Genomic DNA, 17,262 nt, shown 5'->3' with positions numbered 1-17,262 from the left:
ACATTTCTCCTTTTCTTATACATGAACAGCATGTCCAACAGCACTAAGGATTGCTTCATGGATGGCCTCAGAAAGACTTGGGTGGGCAGCAATAAATTGTTCCATAGTGTCTGTTGTCAACTCAGCATGGAGCATGACGGTGCCTTGCCCAATTAGTTCGGTGGCATGGGGTCCAACAATTGAAACCCCAACGATTTCCCCATACTCTGGTTCAACCAACACCTTTACCTTTCCAGCTTGTTCATTGGAAATTAACGCCTTGCCGTTTGCGGAGAAAGGAAACTCCCCAACTCTTATGTCACCATATTGGTCAATAGCCTGCTTTTCTGTTAACCCTACGCTGGCAATTTCAGGTGAGGTATAAATGCAGCGGGGTACAGCACGATAATTTACCTGCGCATCCAATCCGCAAGTGTTTAAAGCGGCAACTGTTCCCTCATGGAACGCCACATGGGCCAATTGAATCCCACCGATGACGTCTCCACAGGCATAGATATTCGGCATGTTTGTTTGCATTTGCTCATTTACGACAATTCCTTGCCTTGTAAAATCAATGCCGATGTTCTCTAGACCTAAGCTATTCACCCTTGGTTTACGGCCAATCGAAACGAGGACCATATCTGACTCAAGCTCATGGAGACCTTTATCGTTTTCAAAAAACGCCTTCTTCTGGTCCTTATTTAAATCTTTTAGTCTAGTAGAAGGATAGATCGTTACACCGTCGTTTTCAAGCTCCTTATGTAAGATCTCAGCTACATCTTTATCTTCTCCCGGCAGCAGCTGATCCGCCATCTCAACAATGGTGACCTTTGTTCCCAATCTGCTAAAAATACTAGCAAACTCGCAGCCGATTACACCCCCACCGACAATTAGCAAGGAGGAAGGAATGGACTGAAGTGACATCGCCTGACCACTATGAATGATCCAATCGCCGTCAAATGGGGCAAATGGCAGCTGGATGGGTTCAGATCCTGCAGCGATGATCACTTTGTCTGCCGTTATCTCTTCTTGTTTCCCATTATGCTCAATCCGTAAAACCCGGCTTGTTAGGAAAGATGCCGATCCCTTTACTACCTTTACTTTATTTTTCCTCATTAAATATTGGATTCCTTGAACCAGTGTGGAAACAATCTTGTTTTTTCGACCCTGGACGACATTCCAATCGATTTCAATGCTGCCGGAAGGAAGACGAATCCCAAACTCACTCGCATTTTGAAGTTTATTGTACACTCCAGCACTTTCTAAGAGGGCTTTAGTAGGCATGCACCCTTCATTTAAACAAGTGCCTCCAAGCGGTCCCTGGTCTATTATTGTCACTTCATGCCCTTGCTGGGCTGCAATAATTGCAGCCACATATCCAGCAGGACCACCACCTATTATTGCGATTGATGCCAAAAGAGTTCCCTTCTTTCTATAAAAGCATGGTTATCGGCTCTTCTAAATACAGCTTGACCGTTTGTAAAAATGCTGCAGCTGGAGCGCCATCAAGAACACGGTGGTCAAATGTCAGACTGAGCGGAAGAATGCTTCTTCTTTCTAAATTTTCACCAATATAGGTTGGGGTATCATAAACAGCACCGACACCAAGAATCCCTGTTTCAGGTGGATTTAAGACTGGTGTAAAATGCTCAACACCGTAGGCTCCGAGATTACTAATTGTAAACGTGGAACCTTGCATTTCCTCAAGATTAAGCTGAGCTTCTCTTGCTTTTTGTGCAAGGGTTTTAATGTTTCGAGACAAATCAATAAGTGAACAACTTTCAGCATTGCGGATGACTGGAACCACTAACCCTTTTTCAAGCGCAACAGCCATGCCAAGATGGACGTTGTTGAACAAATGAATTTTGTCGTCCATATACGCACTATTCATCTCCCCGTGCTTCTGCAGTGAAAGCACAACGGCTCGCGCAATAAAGTCGGTCACCGTTAATTTTTGATCATAACGATTTTGAACGGTTTGAGCTATTTGCTTTTGTAACGCAATTAAATCCGTTACATCGACCTTCATGTTAATCGTTAGCTGTGCTGTTTTTTGCAGGCTATCGTACATGCGTCCTGCAATTACTTTTCGAATTCCGCTGACCGGGATTTGCTGGGTCTCTTCTAATGGCTGCACCGAAGTTTCGATCGTTATTTTTTCCTCCACAGTCTGAGGCGAAGATGAATTCTTTATAGCTACCTCTACATCTTCCTTTGTTATTCTTCCTCCCGGCCCAGATCCATTGATATGTTCAATAGTAAGGTTGGCCGCCTCCGCGATTTTCCTAGCGACTGGGGAAATTTTCACGCGATTCCGAGCCGTTTTTACTGAAGAGATAGGCTCATGTTTTTCATTTACAGGTGCAACATTTTCCAGTGCAGGCTTTTGGGCTCCTTCGACTGCCAACGCGGCAGCTACTTCTTCACCCGGAATTCCGACATAACAAATTACAGTACCAGGCGGAACCCCTTCTCCTTCGGGAACAGTAATTTTCAATACTGTTCCCTTTGCAGGAGATTCCACATCAATTTCTATCTTCTCTGAGCTGACACTTGCAATCGGTTCACCCTTTTCAACAGGGTCTCCGACTCCTTTATTCCATATCGAAACAGTGCCTTCTTTCATGGCCATTCCCAATTTCGGCATCACGACTTCTACCGCCACGTTGATCTCTCCTTCCCATGCTCTCTGATTTATACTTCTAGGGGTGTTCCGACTAATTCGGCTGCCACTTTAACCACTGTTTCTGCTTTAGGCAGATAAATATCCTCGAGCACCGGTGAGAAAGGTACAGGCGTGTGTGGTGCCGTAATCCGTTTAATTGGGGCATCAAGTGTATCAAACCCTTTATCCGCAACAAGTGCTGCGATATCCGTAGCAATACTGCATCTTGGATTTGCCTCATCGATAACAATTAGGCGGTTGGTTTTTGCTACAGATGTTAGAATCGTTTCTTCATCCATTGGTGACAGGCTGCGCGGATCAACGACTTCCACTTCAATTCCTTTTACTGAAAGCTGCTCAGCAGCTTCCAATGCGGTATGTACCATCTTACCAACCGCAACAATAGTTACATCTGACCCTTCCCGCTTGATATCTGCTTTGCCAATTGGAATCGTATAATAACCTTCTGGAACATCTCCTGTCATATTATAGAGTGTTTTATCCTCAAAAAAGATGACAGGATCGTTATCTTCGATTGCAGCGAGTAATAGTCCTTTTGCTTCATAAGGCGTGGATGGGACAACCACTTTCACACCTGGAATCGCAGTAAACAGAGCATATAAACTTTGGGAGTGCTGGGCAGCCGCTCTAAATCCAGCACCATGCATGGTTCGGATTGTAACTGGAACCTGCGCCTTGCCCCCAAACATATAGCGGAACTTTGCCCCTTGATTTAATACTTCATCTAAACAGCTTCCAATAAAGTCGTTAAACATTAATTCAGCAATTGGCCTTAAACCGGTTGATGCCGCCGCCATCGCTGCACCCATATAACCTGCTTCTGTAATAGGGGTATCCAAAATTCTCTCCCGTCCAAACTCCTGAACAAGCCCTTTTGTGACCCCGAGTACTCCGCCCCATGCATCTTCGTCCAGTAAGTGATCCACTTCAGCCCCGCCGGCCACGTCCTCACCTAATAAAATGACATTTTCGTCTTTACGCATTGCAAGTTTCATAGCCTCATTAATCGCAGCAGACATACTCAATTTCCTTGTCATAATCGAATTCCTCCTTTAAATTAGTCCATCCGAAAAAATATTCCTAATCCCAAAATATAAATTCTGGTCGTTCCTTAAAGACGTCCTTTTGGACCTCCGTTCACCGTGCTTTCCATTTTAATAAGATACGTATACATCGGTTAACAACTCAGAAGGACTTGGATATGGACTTTCTTCACTAAACTTTACAGCTTGATTAACTGCATCTTCAACGGATTGTTCTAAAGTGGTTAATTCGTTTTCAGTTAATAGCCCCTGGCTCAGCAAATGATTTCTAAACAGTAGATTTGCATCTTTTTCCGTTTTATGTTCGACCTTTTCTTGCTCGGTTTTGTACTTTTGAGCATCTCCCTCGAAATGGCCATAATTTCGATACGTCACACATTCAATTAGAGTTGGACCTTCCCCGCGGCGTGCCCTGGCGACAGCTTCTTCTGCAGCTTGGTAGACTGCGAGTACATCTTTTCCATCCACCTTAATACCTGGGATATTATAGCCAATCGCCCGATCGACAATGGATTTACAGCTGGACGCGTAGGTAAATGGAGTAGCTTCAGCAAAGCCATTATTTTCGGCAACAAAAATGACTGGAAGATTCCAAATAGCAGCAAGATTAATTCCTTCATGGAAAGTCCCGTGATTTTGGGCGCCATCCCCAAAGAAGCAAACGCTTACATCTCCTGTCTTTTTATACTTCGCTGTTAAGGCAGAACCGCATGCAAGAGGAAAGCCTCCGCCGACAATTCCATTGGCACCCAACATCCCTTTATCTAAATCTGCAATATGCATGGATCCGCCCTTTCCTTTGCATAATCCAGTTACTTTCCCATAGATTTCTGCCATCATTCCATTTAAATCACAGCCTTTGGCAATACAATGACCGTGTCCTCGATGGGTGCTTGTTATACTATCTTTATCGGTTAAATGGGCACAAACGCCCACAGCTACGGCTTCTTCTCCTGCGTATAAATGAACAAATCCTGGCAGGATACCCTGTGCAAATAACTCATGCACTCTGTCCTCAAAATTACGGATTTCCAGCATTTTTTGATACATCCATTGTGCTTTTTCCTTTGTTAAAGCTACATCTTTACTATCCATCGTTCTCATTTTTTCAGCCTCCCTGGAAAAATTCATTACAACTTTAATTATGCAAGAACCGTGCCAAGTGACGGAAGTGAGATTCTTAAGGCTTTAAAGAGAATTATGGTAGAAAAAAAGAGACAAAACGATACAACTGTCTCGTTTTGTCTCTTTTTGTTCAAAGGAAAGATTGTGTTGTGAAAAAATTAGTAAATTTTTCAAAAAACGGTTTACAATTTCCTCCAAACGGTATATTATCATTATTGAGAATGATAATAATTAAAGCAATAGGTGATCACATGAATGAAAAAGCGAATTTAATCTTACATCCAGTTAGAATACGAATCATGAAAGCCCTGGTTGGAAACAGGAAGCTAACTGTGCAGGAAATCGGGCAGTATTTATCCGATGTTCCACAAGCTACCCTTTATCGGCATTTAAATAAACTTGTTCAGGGAGGAATCATTGAAAGTGTGGCCCAAAATCAAGTACGCGGCACAGTTGAAAAGGTTTATGCCTTATCAAGCAACAGCGGCATCACTCCGCAGGAATTTATAGAAAGCTCGAGTGAAGAAAAGCTGGGGGTATTTATACAGTTTGTAAGTGGATTGATTAACGACTTTGGAAATTACGTTGAACAGGACAACATAGATTTGATAAAGGATGGGGTATCTTTTCGACAGCTTGACCTCCATTTGAATGACCAGGAATTTATGGAGGTCGCCATAGGACTTGGAGCAGTTTTTCAAAAATATATTCAAAATACACCTGGTGAAGGGCGAAAAAAACGGACCATTGCAACCATTATAATCCCGGATGCGGGAAAGGGAGCGGATTGAACATGGTATATAAAATTAAAGAAGAACATGCTGTCATTCAGAGTGAAGTAAAACTATCAGGTACGCTAACCGTACCGATTGGAACAGAGGAGATTTATCCCGCTGTCCTGATTATCCCAGGAAGTGGTGGTAGTGACCGTGATGGTAACAACCCAAAATTCAAAATGGGGATTTACAAAGACTTGGCTGAATTCCTAACAGGACTCGGTTTTGTTACGCTGCGCTATGACAAACGCGGCACCCATCAGAGTGAGGGTGACGCCTATACCCTCGGATTCCGGGATTTGGCAAAAGATGCAACTGCTGCCCTTCACTATCTTAAACGGCATCCAAAGGTAAATGAAAACCAAACCATTATCCTTGGCCACAGTGAGGGTGCACAGCTTTCACCGGCGGTTTATGCCCAGGAACCTTCTGCCGGAGTAATCCTTTTATGCGGAGGGGCTATGCCCATGCAGGAAATCATTAACTGGCAACGACAGCAGGGGTTGGATGCCTTGAATCAACTGGGTGGATTTAAGGGCTGGTTGATCAGAACATTAAATGTGACAGAAAAAGCCAAAAAGACAAATGCTAAATTTGATGTAAAAATATTGAACAGCACTAAAGAGACCATGAGAGTATTCGGAAAAAAATTTCCCGCTAAATGGCTGCGAGAATTTTATCAATATGATGTATTAACAGACCTCCTAAAAATCACATGTCCTGTTCTCGTAATAGCCGGGGATAAGGATTGCCAGGTGCCGCTTGCTGCATCAGAACAAGTGATTCCTACTGTGTCAGGCAAAGCGGAGTTTCATATCATCAAAGATATGACCCATATTTTAAAATGCTGGTCCGGCACCATGGATGCCTCAAACCCTTTGAAAATCTATAAACAACTGTTTGAAGAACCTCTTCCAGAGGAATTTAGGAACTGCTTGTCCGCATGGCTGGAAGACCATTTTATTGCTGAAAAAATTGACAACAAGCAGATAGTTGGCAAATAGAGAGAATAAAAAGAACTCAGGGGGAGATCTTTATGAGGCACGTAAAATTAGCTGGATTTTTAACGATTTTATGTTTAGTTGGGATGTTAGCCGCTATTCCTTATTTAGCTGCGGTTCTTGGAGGTACACCAGCTGCAGCTAAACTCCCTTTACCTGTTGGCATTACCGTTACGATCATCCAACAATTAATCATGGCTTTTATCTTGGGGTGGCTTGGATTTATTATGGGGGAAAAACTCGGACTTGATGCCCCAATCTTTCGGCGCTGGGTGACAGGCACCGGGAATGCACAATTTCAAAAAAAAGATGTTTGGCAAGCTCTTATATCAGGGTTTGTTGGGACTTTGGTTGTTATTATACTAGAGATGTTTGTCTTCCAACCTCTTCTACCTGAAATATCCAGCAAATCTCATCCAGTACCCCATTGGGCTGGTATTCTCACCTTTCTCCAGGGAGGGGTATTTGAGGAAGTATTAGTCCGTTTATTCTTTATGACGCTTATAGTTTGGATTTTGTATAAATTGTTCGGAAAAACTTCCGGGAGAAAGGTGTGGATGTACTGGACAGGAATTATCGCTGCTGCCATCCTATTTGGAGTTTCCCACCTTCCAGCTGCTCAGCAGATATTTGGATTCATTACTCCCATCCTCTTTATCCGCACTATCGTCTCAAATGGACTTCTTGGAATTGTTTTCGGCTACCTTTATTGGAAAAAGGGATTAGAGTACGCAATGATCTCACACGCAATTGGAGATATTATTTTGCACGGTATTTTGGGGTAAAGCGGTTTTCCAAAAATCTTGCGCTATTAAAATATGAAGAAAACAGCCCTCCATCTCCATGAAATATAGCAAGAGATAGAGGGCATATTTTGTTAAAACATAATTAATGAAAACATGATGACACTCTTGGTTTCCCGACACTCTGACAGATGATGGTTATCAACATCTTATTCCAATGACTATTTTTTTGTAATCGCCAAAGTCTTATCCAAACCGTCGCCACCGCGATGCTGGATGTTGACATAAAGCGTGGTTCCGCTCTTATCAAAATAAATGCCAGTTGGCTCGGCTTCACTGTCGGTTAAAGTAGCAAAACGAACGGTCGTCTCAGCAGATTCAACATTTCCTTTACTTGGAACGGCTACCCAAATATCATCTCCCTTTGTTTTTGGGTTGGTGGTACTGAAATAACTACCGCCTGGATCTTCTGTTATATAGAGGTTTCCATTTTTATCAAGTGCAAGATTGTCTGGCATATGGAAATCACTTGGTGCATTCACGCCCGCCTGAACATAGGTTCTAACTTTTGCTTTGTCCTTATCTAAGTCGATGGCAATGACCCTGTCCTCTCCAGTAAGAGCAACGTATAAGGTATTCATTCCGCCACGGTTGTTTCCTGTGCTTGTTGCGATTTCAACATCTTCAGGTCTATCAAACTTTGTTGCACCAGCAGCAGTTGCAGCTGCATGTGAATCGATTTGGACTGCCTGACGATCTAATGGAATCCAAACAGCATTTCCTGTTCTATCAGCGGTGTTGTCCGTTACTTTCAAAGCATAAAGCTGACCGCTCGATAAATCACCTTTTTTATCAGGAACAAATTTGAAGATATGGCCATCGTGTTCTTCTGAGATACCATATAAATTGCCATCCTGATCAAATCGGATTCCTTCATTTGCTCTTACGCCAAAAGCTGGGATTGCCTTTGCTTCACCAGTCGTTGGATTAATTTCATAAACTGCAGATTGCCCCCTCTCTTGAGTAGCAATCAAAGTTCCCCAAGGAGTCCAAACGATTCCATCCATACTTCCCCAATCAGAACGTTGTGCTAATGTTTTTACTTCGTTTGTTTTAAGGTCAATGACAGAAACGGAGGCGTTACTGCCAACTTCATGAGTTTGATAGAGATAACGCCCTGCTTCAGGTCCTGTTTCATTTAAAGTATTCATATCCGGGTTACCGCCATAATTTGGCTCGGAAGCAATAATAGTCTGCTGGAACCCTTCGGGAAGAACCAATGGCTGATTTGGATTTCCACCTGGAGTTGCATCTGTAGAGGATGAAATAGGATTAAATTGAAAATAACCGTTTGTAACGCCAATATTCGCTGCATTCACTGTTGCTGTGCCCGCCACTACTGGTAATAAAATTGCGGATGATAGCACGACATTGCGGATTGATTTTTTTTTCATTTTCTACTTCCTCTCTTTATGTCTTCATTCCTACAAAAAGAATTATAGAAGGACACTATTAAGCTAGAGTTAACCTAACGTAAAATATTAGTATATATATCCATAAATGCGATTAATTTCAAAATGAATAAAGCTACCTTGATGGCAGCTTCGTCTATTAAATCAGATACCAATTACTAAAAAAACTCCTGAATGCACAGAGGAGTTTAAGAGCGAAACATCCGGGGATTTTGGAATATCCCCTTTTATGAATATTAAAATTAAAATGTAAATTTTATGAATCCTATGTAAAAATTTCCAAAATACTATTGTTCTAGTTCTCTATCATTTTTATAATAGTTTTGGTTATATATAACAACATTCATCATAAATTCCTCTTGTTTTTGCCATTTATTATGATTTTAAGTTAAGAAAGAGGTGTGGATAAATGAGGTTTACAAAGCTTCTAGCAGCCGGTACAACGGCAAGTTTATTATTGATTTCCCAGCTGGGGACTGCTTCTGCAGAGACAGTTTCTCACTCAAAGGAATCTTTAAACGCAAAAGATCATCAAAAGACAAAGGTGGAACACCATACGGTGGGCAATTTGTCTTTTATCGGGGAACAACGGATTGCAAATGATGCCATTTTCAATGGTACACCTGTTGGCGGTCTTTCTGGTATCGATTATGATCCACAGACAAACAAATGGATTATGATTAGTGATGACCGTTCAGACCTGGCTCCAGCCCGTTTCTATACGGGTCAGCTAAATTATGACTCTAAAAAGTTCAACTCTGTGAATCTATCAGATGTGACCATATTTAAACAACCTGATGGATCAACATACCCTAACCGAAACCAGTATGCTGTAGACCACAATGGTGTTGTACCTGATCTGGAATCGATACGGGTTGATCCTAAAAGCCACAACATTTGGTACACGAGTGAAGGCGATCTTGGTCTTGGTCTTGTTCCTTTTATTCGCCAAGCAAATCAAAACGGGCAATATTTATCATCATTTCAAATCCCGATACAGTTTACAATTGGATCAAACCATGGATTTCGCAATAATCTTGCCCTTGAGGGAAGTTCTTTTTCACCAAATGGGGAGTTTTATTTTACATCGATGGAAGCGCCGCTTTTCCAGGACGGAAATATTTCGACCGTTGATGCAGGTGGTTACTCTCGGATTACAAAATACGATCGACAAGGCCATATCCTCGCACAATATGCTTATACGGTTTCAGCTATTCCGTCTAAACCAGGTGCAGGAAAAAGCGCTGATAACGGTGTTTCTGAAATGCTTGCCATCAACAATCATGAGTTTTTAATGCTAGAACGTTCAGGGGTACAGGCTGCTGATGGCAGTTATTCAAACTACATTCGCATCTATAAAGTCGATACGCGCCATGCTTCAAACATTAGTAATATGGATTCACTACTTTCGGGTGATTATAAATCTGTCTCAAAAGAACTTGTACTCGATCTCAACACCCTTAATTTACCAAAACTAGATAATGTGGAAGGAATGACATGGGGTCCAAAGCTTGCAAATGGTCATGATAGCCTGGTCCTCGTTTCAGACAATAACTTTAATTCAACTCAAGTGACGCAATTCCTTGCATTCGATGTGGATCCTAAATAATTTTTTTGAAAAAAGCCCTGCGATGATGTTGACCGTAGGGCTTCTTTATCTTAGCTTTAATATTTCGATAATTTCATTGAATTTTTGATTATTTACTATCTTTCTTTCATAGTAAATAAGCGTTACTGCATAAGCAGAAACGCATTAGGTAGTAAAATTCTATTTCATAACCAAGGCCACGCAATGTTTTAATACGTAAAAACATAATAAACTTTTACATATAATCAATCTGACCTACAAAAACTGCTTATATAATAATATTGTTAAGATACTATTAAAATGAGGAGTAAGTAATGGAAACTATCTTTTTATCTATTTATTTAACTACAGTTATTTTTACCCTTCTTTATATTAACCTACCTACTATGCATGGCCCTGATTATAATGATATACATAAATCCTATATGTTAGGAATTGGATGGAGTAATAAATATTTAGAAATATGGTTTGACCCTATATCAATAATCGCTAAGCTATCTTTTTAATTGTCTATTTTTTCAAATAATGATATTGTTAAGAAAACAGGGTGAAAAGAAACGGACTTAAAACGAACTCAGTTAAATTGTTGGTTAAACTGATTTGTTGGGAAAGGATAGTTGCTAGCCATGAAAGTAGTTTATTATTTTGATAATGAGATTATTTATAAAACTAAAACGGATGATCTAAGCGGCTTAATTTCAGCAATTGAAAAATCGGATATGTTACCTTTTAAGAATGAAATATATTATCTCGATCATTTTCGATTAAACCATTACCTTAGTGAAAAAGACCATTGGAAAGAAGCCTTTAATGTGTATCTGAAAAAACAAGAAAGTTAAAGCACTCAAACTTATTATTACAAATTATTTACATTATTTTAAAATTTAAAGTGAATTTTTTGAAGTTCTTTTTTCCAAAATGAATATGTACCAAGAAACCTACAAAAATCCCAAAGGTCTTGGCAATCCCCCTTAAAACCCATCCTTATAGAAATAGGATGGGTTTTTTGTATATTTTTTCTATCTTTAATGATTAAAGGGTTAAAATTATTTTTGTTCGAAAATTGATTATTTGTACACATCAATAACAGAAATTCCACTAGTTTTGGACTTTCGTTTATGTTTAGAGGAGAGTCATAATGGATTTATATGAGAACGTCTATTCATTTTGCCGAAAATAAAAATCACACCGCTAGTCAAAGACGAACGGTGTGATTGAAGATATAACTATTTTTGAAGATGGATGGAGCCAACAGACATATCCTTGGCTTGTCCAACCACATTAACTTTCAAGCCAATTTGTGGGAGTTGGACACCGATAAATGGATAGGCAGGATTATAATAGGCTTTTGTATCATTGAAAGCTGGTACTGGTGCCTGACCGGCTTCAACAAGGTTCCGATTAGTGATATCATGATAATCTAAGAACACATTACCTGTTTTATTAAGTGAGAAGGCTGCGTCCTTAATTTGATATCTGTTACTCGCTACCGTCCCATCCGTCCATGAAGCAATATTTTGGTGGGCATCCACCACATTTAAGAAACCATGACCTGGATGGTCTGCCTCCACATTATCCGTATACTTATTATCTACATACCAGATAACCAGACCTGGATCATAGGCTAGTAGTGAGTGGCCACGTGAAATATCTGCAAGTGCCTTATCAGCTGCTGCATAGTTTCTCCATTCAAGAAGATAGTAATTAGTCGTAGAAACTGTTCCTTGATCCTTTTTGAATCCATTAAGAGTGAATGGAGATGTACTGTTTTCAGCTCCATCAGATAGAATCGTTGCACCATCAGCTGTTATGTTGATATCATCCACATAGAAGCCTGAGTGAATGGCTGCAACATCCGTCCAATAGTTGAAACGAAGATTAATTTTTTGTCCAGCAAATTGAGAGAGATCAAACTTTGCATCTACCCATTTCCCATTGGAAGACCCAGTAATTCCGTTACCTGGATTTTGATCATTAGGATTAGTAGTTGTGGTAATATTACCAGGAACCGTTACCCAATCACTACCTTGTTGAACTTTAACAGAGGCATAGTCCCAATCCTGCTCAATGTCATACCAGGTTTTGAAAGTCAGTTCTGCCGACGTTTTACCTGTTAAATCAACGGTCGTTGTCATGGAATTATCCAATTTGTTATCACTGCCGCTGAAATATTCATAGGATCCACTTGCAGGTGTATTGACTTGCGTTACCTTGTCAGGCAGATTCACCCGGACAGCATCCGCATTGGTCCCTTTCACACTGGCTTCATCAAGCTTAACGAATTGGCCCTTTCCAGTTAAATCGCTTAGGTTATAAGTGACTGGTTTAAACCAGTTGGAATCTGGCATGGTGCTTTGTAAAAATTCCTTATCTTTCGCATTAAAGCCGGTTGGTTCTGTTCCGGCAATTTTTCCGGCCCAGCTGCCCGCGGACATGATGGACCAATAACCGACAGGTTCATCATATGGGGTACTATAAGCAATATCATAATCATCTGGCAATCCAAGGTTATGACCGAATTCATGAGAGAATACACCGGCAGCACCGTCCTCTGGTTGCACCACGTATCCATATCCAACTAAGCTTCCACCCCAATATTTAACCTTTGCCTGCCCCGATGTTCCTGGGATTACTGTAGGACCAGCCAGATTCGAGCTATGCGACCAAATCGCATCTTGACCCAAGGACCCTCCACCAGATTCTTCCCCAATACCTGAGTGGACGACCACAAGGTGATCAATAATTCCGTCTGGCTCACGCAAATCTCCATCCCCATCAAGGTCATACGGATCCTCTATGTCATATTGGCTAAGATTGACACCAGATGCCGCAACTTTTGCCAAGGCTTCGTTAATTAAATCACGCGGTTTTGAATCATTGCCACCCGCCGCATTATGTCCACCATAATAAGCAGCAGGATGTTCAGCTGTGAACCATCCATAAACATCTCCATCAACGGTATAGCTGCCGCCTGATTGTTGTTCATAGAATTGTTTTTCCGAGATAAGGTTTTGTCCACTTGGTCCCTCATACCCGTTTTTACCGAAAAGCATATTTTTATAGTGTTCAGTTGGGTAGGATGGCAGACTTAAAACGGTTCCAGGGTCCTTTCCATCTCTGGATGGAAGGTCTGTATATGGATAATCAGGGAAGTCAATTAAAATAACCAGTTCCTTGTCTTGGCGAACTGGACCATTCCAAGTTTCTTTTTGAATGGGATTGACGTCTCCGTTTCCGTTACCAGGGTTTGTTTTAGGGGTTGTGCTATCTTGTCCCTTCGTTTTGCCAGGGGGCTTATGTTTGAGTCCAGCTTTTGTTTGCAAATTGGCGCGGATTTCCTTTACGCTTTTAGGACCTGCCATTTGACTCGCAGCCTTCGCTCTATTCGCAATGTAGTTTTTTAACGCGGTTTGTTTGACCGCAGCACTGGCATTTTTATCAATGACCCCCTGTTTAATTAATGAATTTAGTAGAAGATCATCATTAACTAAACCAACATCAAAAGGTCCTCCTTGGTATTTTTCAAGTATTTGAGTGGTTGGCTGCGCAGAATTCAAATTACTCCCATTTGATGTTTGAGCAAATGCCAATGGACCAAAGCTGCTTAACACTAGTCCAGTAGAAAGAATCGAGGTTCCCAAAGTTTTTTTCCAATTAACCAACTAATCTCGCCCCCAATAATATAAAGTTAGACGGTGCTCTATGTACTTCCTCCTTTCTTGTCCCCGCCGAATGGACAATTAAATAATATTAATATAATTCTAGTTTTTGAGAGAAGATTCCTTGTTAATTTTAGTGAATTTTGCAAAATAATTTACGACTCACTACGACATATTTCGTATTCCTAAATAAGAGAAAGTGATTTTTTCATATTAGTAAGGACCAAAACTCTTACTTTTATTGAATGGCTGGCTTACTGGGGCTTGGGAATTAAGTGTTTTATACAAGGGCTTTCACTCTCGAGAGTCTGATTTTTATGTGAGTAATCGAAACTTCACCATATGTAAAATACGGGGGAAAATATCTATTTTTTTGTTACCTCTATAGTAAGTTAGTATTTTTTTACCAGAAAAGTTATTTTGCAATTTTGTTTCATAAGAAAATATTCCTATTTTTAAATTTTGTTACTATATTGAAAAATAAATAATTAATTTACTTTGACAAACACATGCGGCATTAATTTTACATTAAGGAGTGTCTCCAAAAGTTGTTTTTGAAAGGCTAGGGCATTCGACAATCGGTATCACTATAGAAAATGAGAACCAATTGAGTTCCTCTTTCATATTCATAACCTTTCTGTAGAACGGATCACGTCACCTTTCCTTTTTATTTTAAGCATGATATTCATTATTAGATGCGCTTGGATTATCTTTCTCTGGTCTTATAAAGAATGTTCCGCCAAGTAAAAAGGCACCACTTATAAAGAATACTGAGATAATTCCAATCCAATTACCCACTAATCCAAAAAAGATAGGTGCTATCAATTGAGAAAGCCTATTTGTTGATAGACGCAGCCCTAATACTTCTCCAGTTCTATTTTTTGGTGAAGCATTATACGTTGTAGTCATGGATAAAGGTTGCCCACAACCCAGCCCAAATCCCATTATACAACTTAAAATTCCTAGTAAAATCGCACTCCCTGTAAAAGGAATTATAATGAAAGAAATACCCGCAAAAATAATGGATGCACACAAAATTGTATCTCTTCTAAACATGTTTGTCAGACTGGGCAATATAAAACGAACAATCATCATGGCCAGTGCCTGATTAGAAATAATCCATCCAATTGTAGAGTCAGAAATATGATATTGTTTTGCAAACAACGGGAAATAGGCAATAAAGATATCCTTGGAATACAAAACTAATGCACTTGAAAATAATGCTTTTCGTAAAACGGATATATTTAATAATCCGACTGATGAAAGAATACTAATTTTTTCTTGTTCCTTTTTCTTAATTACTACAGGAATAGTAAAAGAGAAGGCAACAGGCATAAAGGATATAAAAATAGAAACAAAAAAAGCTGCAGTATATGAAAGATGCTCAGAAATATAGCCTCCTATTAGTGGACCAATTAAAGCACCTGCAGCTACAGCCATACTAAAGATGCTAAAGTACCGATCCCGATTTTCCCTTGTCGCGGTGTTCCCAAGTACATTTTGCAGGGAAACAGTAAGAAAAACATTGGATAATCCAACAATGAACTGGCTTATGTACAGTGACCACATAGAACCAAACAAATAAGGAATAACCATTCCCATTGTGGTTCCAATAGATCCAAATAGAATGGGTAACCGATCCCCTACTTTATCAGCAATTTTACCAGCATGAATCGCAAAAATTAACGGAAGAAATGAGTAAGCCGCGGTGAGAATACCGATTTCAAAAGCAGAGGATCCCATATGTGATGCATATAGCGTTATGACTGGTCTAGTAAGATAAACAACGGTCTGAAATCCAAATGTAATGATAATAACATTCCACAGTTTCATATTCTATTCCTCACAATTATTTTATGGTTAAGCTAATTAATACAAAGGTATATTCTATAATATTAGGCCTTTTGTTCAGAAACTATCGGCATAAAAAAAAGGCTTGACAGACCATAAAATAACTCCTGGCTAATTCCTTCAAGCCTTAAAGGTTATTATATTTTCCGTCTTTATATTCTTTAACCCATCGGTTCACCATTTTGGGACAAAGCTCATGGTGTCGGGCAATATTTGCTGCATTACCTGCGTTAATAGCTTCCTTACAAACTTGTATTTTATACTCTTTTAAATATTGTATACGCTTCATGATTTCTACTCCATAAATTGATCTACAACGTGTTTGAATATCATATTTTATTGACGAAAACAAACGTATTAGATATTTTTTGTTCTGTAAATTTTTTGATAAATACTTTTTAGCTAGCACTAAACACGAAAAAGGATAAATCCATTCAAAGACTGTTTACACCTGCTACTGTCTTAAACAGAAAAGCATTTGAACTTTATAACCCAAATGCTTTTCACCTATGGTTTTTTTAAGTTAAATTTCGCTTGTAACATTCACAATATTTTATTTAAAAAGTGTAATTTTTACTACAAAATCCAGCACAAAAATACCTTTATCTTAAGATTTATATATATCATCAATAATCACACAATTTTTCTTCATTAGTGTTTCATCTACCCAATCCCGGTTTGCAGTTCCATCTATGGCTGCCTGTAATTTTTTATGATCACTGGCAGATACAACCTGAGCATCTTTTAGAATTTGTTCGGCATCATTTTTAGGTATTACAATAACACCGTCAGAATCACCTAGAATTACATCCCCTGGACTAACATGAATACCCCCACAGGCAATCGGAACATTAATTTCTCCAGGACCTTCTTTATAAGGACCTCCTGGTGTCGTTCCCGTTGCATAGACTGGTATAGTCATTTTTGAAATCTCGTTAATATCACGAATGGGTCCGTCCAACACTAATCCGGCTATCTTTTTCGTGTGTTCAGCGTAGGAAATCATAATCTCTCCCATGAGTGCTTGTGTACGGTCACCTTCATTTGAAACAATAATGACATCACCTTCAGAAGCCATATTTAAAGCTTTGTGCAATAAAAGGTTGTCTCCTGGACGCGCTTTTACTGTCAGAGCTACACCAACCATAATTCTATTATTGGGATTAGACATTAGTTTGATTTCTGAACTTAATGCACTTAATCTCCCCATACAATCTGCAGCATTGGCCGCCGGAATGGTTTTAAAACCTTCTATTATACTTTGATCCGGCAGCTCTCTCTTCAAAAATACCCTATTTCCAACACTCATTTTTTTACATTCCTCTCTTTATATAATTAA

The 17,262-nt window shown here is 39.8% G+C and carries 15 protein-coding genes; 6 read left to right on the top strand and 9 right to left on the bottom strand.

Features of this window, described 5'->3' with window-relative positions:
• Positions 1-15 precede the first annotated feature (15 nt).
• From lpdA to JOC76_RS07965, 4 genes are all read right to left on the bottom strand, one after another.
• A complete protein-coding gene (gene lpdA, locus JOC76_RS07980) occupies positions 16-1,395 on the bottom strand; it encodes a dihydrolipoyl dehydrogenase (protein ID WP_205177073.1) in 1,380 nt (459 codons plus the stop codon).
• Positions 1,396-1,411: 16 nt separating this feature from the next.
• Positions 1,412-2,644, bottom strand: coding sequence for a dihydrolipoamide acetyltransferase family protein (locus tag JOC76_RS07975; protein WP_205177072.1), 1,233 nt, complete (start codon positions 2,642-2,644; stop codon positions 1,412-1,414).
• A gap of 29 nt (positions 2,645-2,673) precedes the next feature.
• Complete coding sequence (locus JOC76_RS07970; protein WP_205177071.1) at positions 2,674-3,702, bottom strand: alpha-ketoacid dehydrogenase subunit beta; 1,029 nt, start codon at positions 3,700-3,702, stop codon at positions 2,674-2,676.
• A 117-nt stretch (positions 3,703-3,819) separates the two neighbouring features.
• Complete coding sequence (locus JOC76_RS07965) at positions 3,820-4,812, bottom strand: thiamine pyrophosphate-dependent dehydrogenase E1 component subunit alpha (protein ID WP_205177070.1); 993 nt, start codon at positions 4,810-4,812, stop codon at positions 3,820-3,822.
• 170 nt (positions 4,813-4,982) lie between these two features.
• Here JOC76_RS07965 and JOC76_RS07960 point away from each other — a divergent pair, with 170 nt between their 5' ends.
• The 3 genes from JOC76_RS07960 to JOC76_RS07950 are packed head-to-tail and all read left to right on the top strand — an operon-like array spanning position 4,983 to position 7,395.
• The gene (locus JOC76_RS07960; RefSeq protein ID WP_307784699.1) at positions 4,983-5,624 is read left to right on the top strand and encodes a helix-turn-helix domain-containing protein; all 642 of its coding nucleotides are present in this window, start codon (positions 4,983-4,985) and stop codon (positions 5,622-5,624) included.
• A gap of 2 nt (positions 5,625-5,626) precedes the next feature.
• Positions 5,627-6,613 (top strand): alpha/beta hydrolase, encoded by a 987-nt coding sequence (locus tag JOC76_RS07955; protein ID WP_205177069.1) that lies wholly within the window; start codon positions 5,627-5,629, stop codon positions 6,611-6,613.
• 32 nt (positions 6,614-6,645) lie between these two features.
• Entirely contained in the window at positions 6,646-7,395 is a 750-nt protein-coding gene (locus JOC76_RS07950; RefSeq protein WP_205177068.1) for a CPBP family intramembrane glutamic endopeptidase, read from the top strand.
• A gap of 179 nt (positions 7,396-7,574) precedes the next feature.
• On the opposite strand, the gene JOC76_RS07945 is transcribed toward JOC76_RS07950, so the two are convergent.
• A complete protein-coding gene (locus JOC76_RS07945; protein ID WP_205177067.1) occupies positions 7,575-8,807 on the bottom strand; it encodes an alkaline phosphatase PhoX in 1,233 nt (410 codons plus the stop codon).
• Positions 8,808-9,234: 427 nt separating this feature from the next.
• On the opposite strand from JOC76_RS07945, the gene JOC76_RS07940 reads away from it, so the two are divergent.
• The 3 genes from JOC76_RS07940 (at position 9,235) to JOC76_RS07930 (ending at position 11,252) form a co-directional block, all read left to right on the top strand.
• Positions 9,235-10,434, top strand: a complete 1,200-nt coding sequence (locus tag JOC76_RS07940; RefSeq protein WP_205177066.1) for an esterase-like activity of phytase family protein — start codon at positions 9,235-9,237, stop codon at positions 10,432-10,434.
• Positions 10,435-10,727: 293 nt separating this feature from the next.
• The gene (locus tag JOC76_RS07935; protein WP_205177065.1) at positions 10,728-10,919 is read left to right on the top strand and encodes a hypothetical protein; all 192 of its coding nucleotides are present in this window, start codon (positions 10,728-10,730) and stop codon (positions 10,917-10,919) included.
• A gap of 120 nt (positions 10,920-11,039) precedes the next feature.
• A complete protein-coding gene (locus tag JOC76_RS07930) occupies positions 11,040-11,252 on the top strand; it encodes a hypothetical protein (protein WP_205177064.1) in 213 nt (70 codons plus the stop codon).
• A 387-nt stretch (positions 11,253-11,639) separates the two neighbouring features.
• Here the strand turns inward: JOC76_RS07930 and JOC76_RS07925 are convergent, their stop codons facing one another.
• The 4 genes from JOC76_RS07925 to JOC76_RS07910 form a co-directional block, all read right to left on the bottom strand.
• The gene (locus tag JOC76_RS07925) at positions 11,640-14,075 is read right to left on the bottom strand and encodes an immune inhibitor A domain-containing protein (RefSeq protein ID WP_205177063.1); all 2,436 of its coding nucleotides are present in this window, start codon (positions 14,073-14,075) and stop codon (positions 11,640-11,642) included.
• Positions 14,076-14,744: 669 nt separating this feature from the next.
• Positions 14,745-15,905, bottom strand: a complete 1,161-nt coding sequence (locus JOC76_RS07920; RefSeq protein WP_205177062.1) for an MFS transporter — start codon at positions 15,903-15,905, stop codon at positions 14,745-14,747.
• Positions 15,906-16,050: 145 nt separating this feature from the next.
• A complete protein-coding gene (locus JOC76_RS07915) occupies positions 16,051-16,212 on the bottom strand; it encodes a hypothetical protein (RefSeq protein WP_205177061.1) in 162 nt (53 codons plus the stop codon).
• A 318-nt stretch (positions 16,213-16,530) separates the two neighbouring features.
• On the bottom strand, positions 16,531-17,232 hold the full coding sequence (locus JOC76_RS07910; protein ID WP_205177060.1) for an RraA family protein: 702 nt from the start codon (positions 17,230-17,232) through the stop codon (positions 16,531-16,533).
• Between the last annotated feature and the right edge of the window lie 30 nt (positions 17,233-17,262).

It is taken from the genome of Neobacillus cucumis (genome assembly GCF_016908975.1).
Taxonomy (GTDB): Bacteria; Bacillota; Bacilli; order Bacillales; family Cytobacillaceae; genus Neobacillus; species Neobacillus cucumis.
Note: the sequence above shows the minus strand (reverse complement) of the source record. Positions and strands in the feature narration are given on the sequence as shown.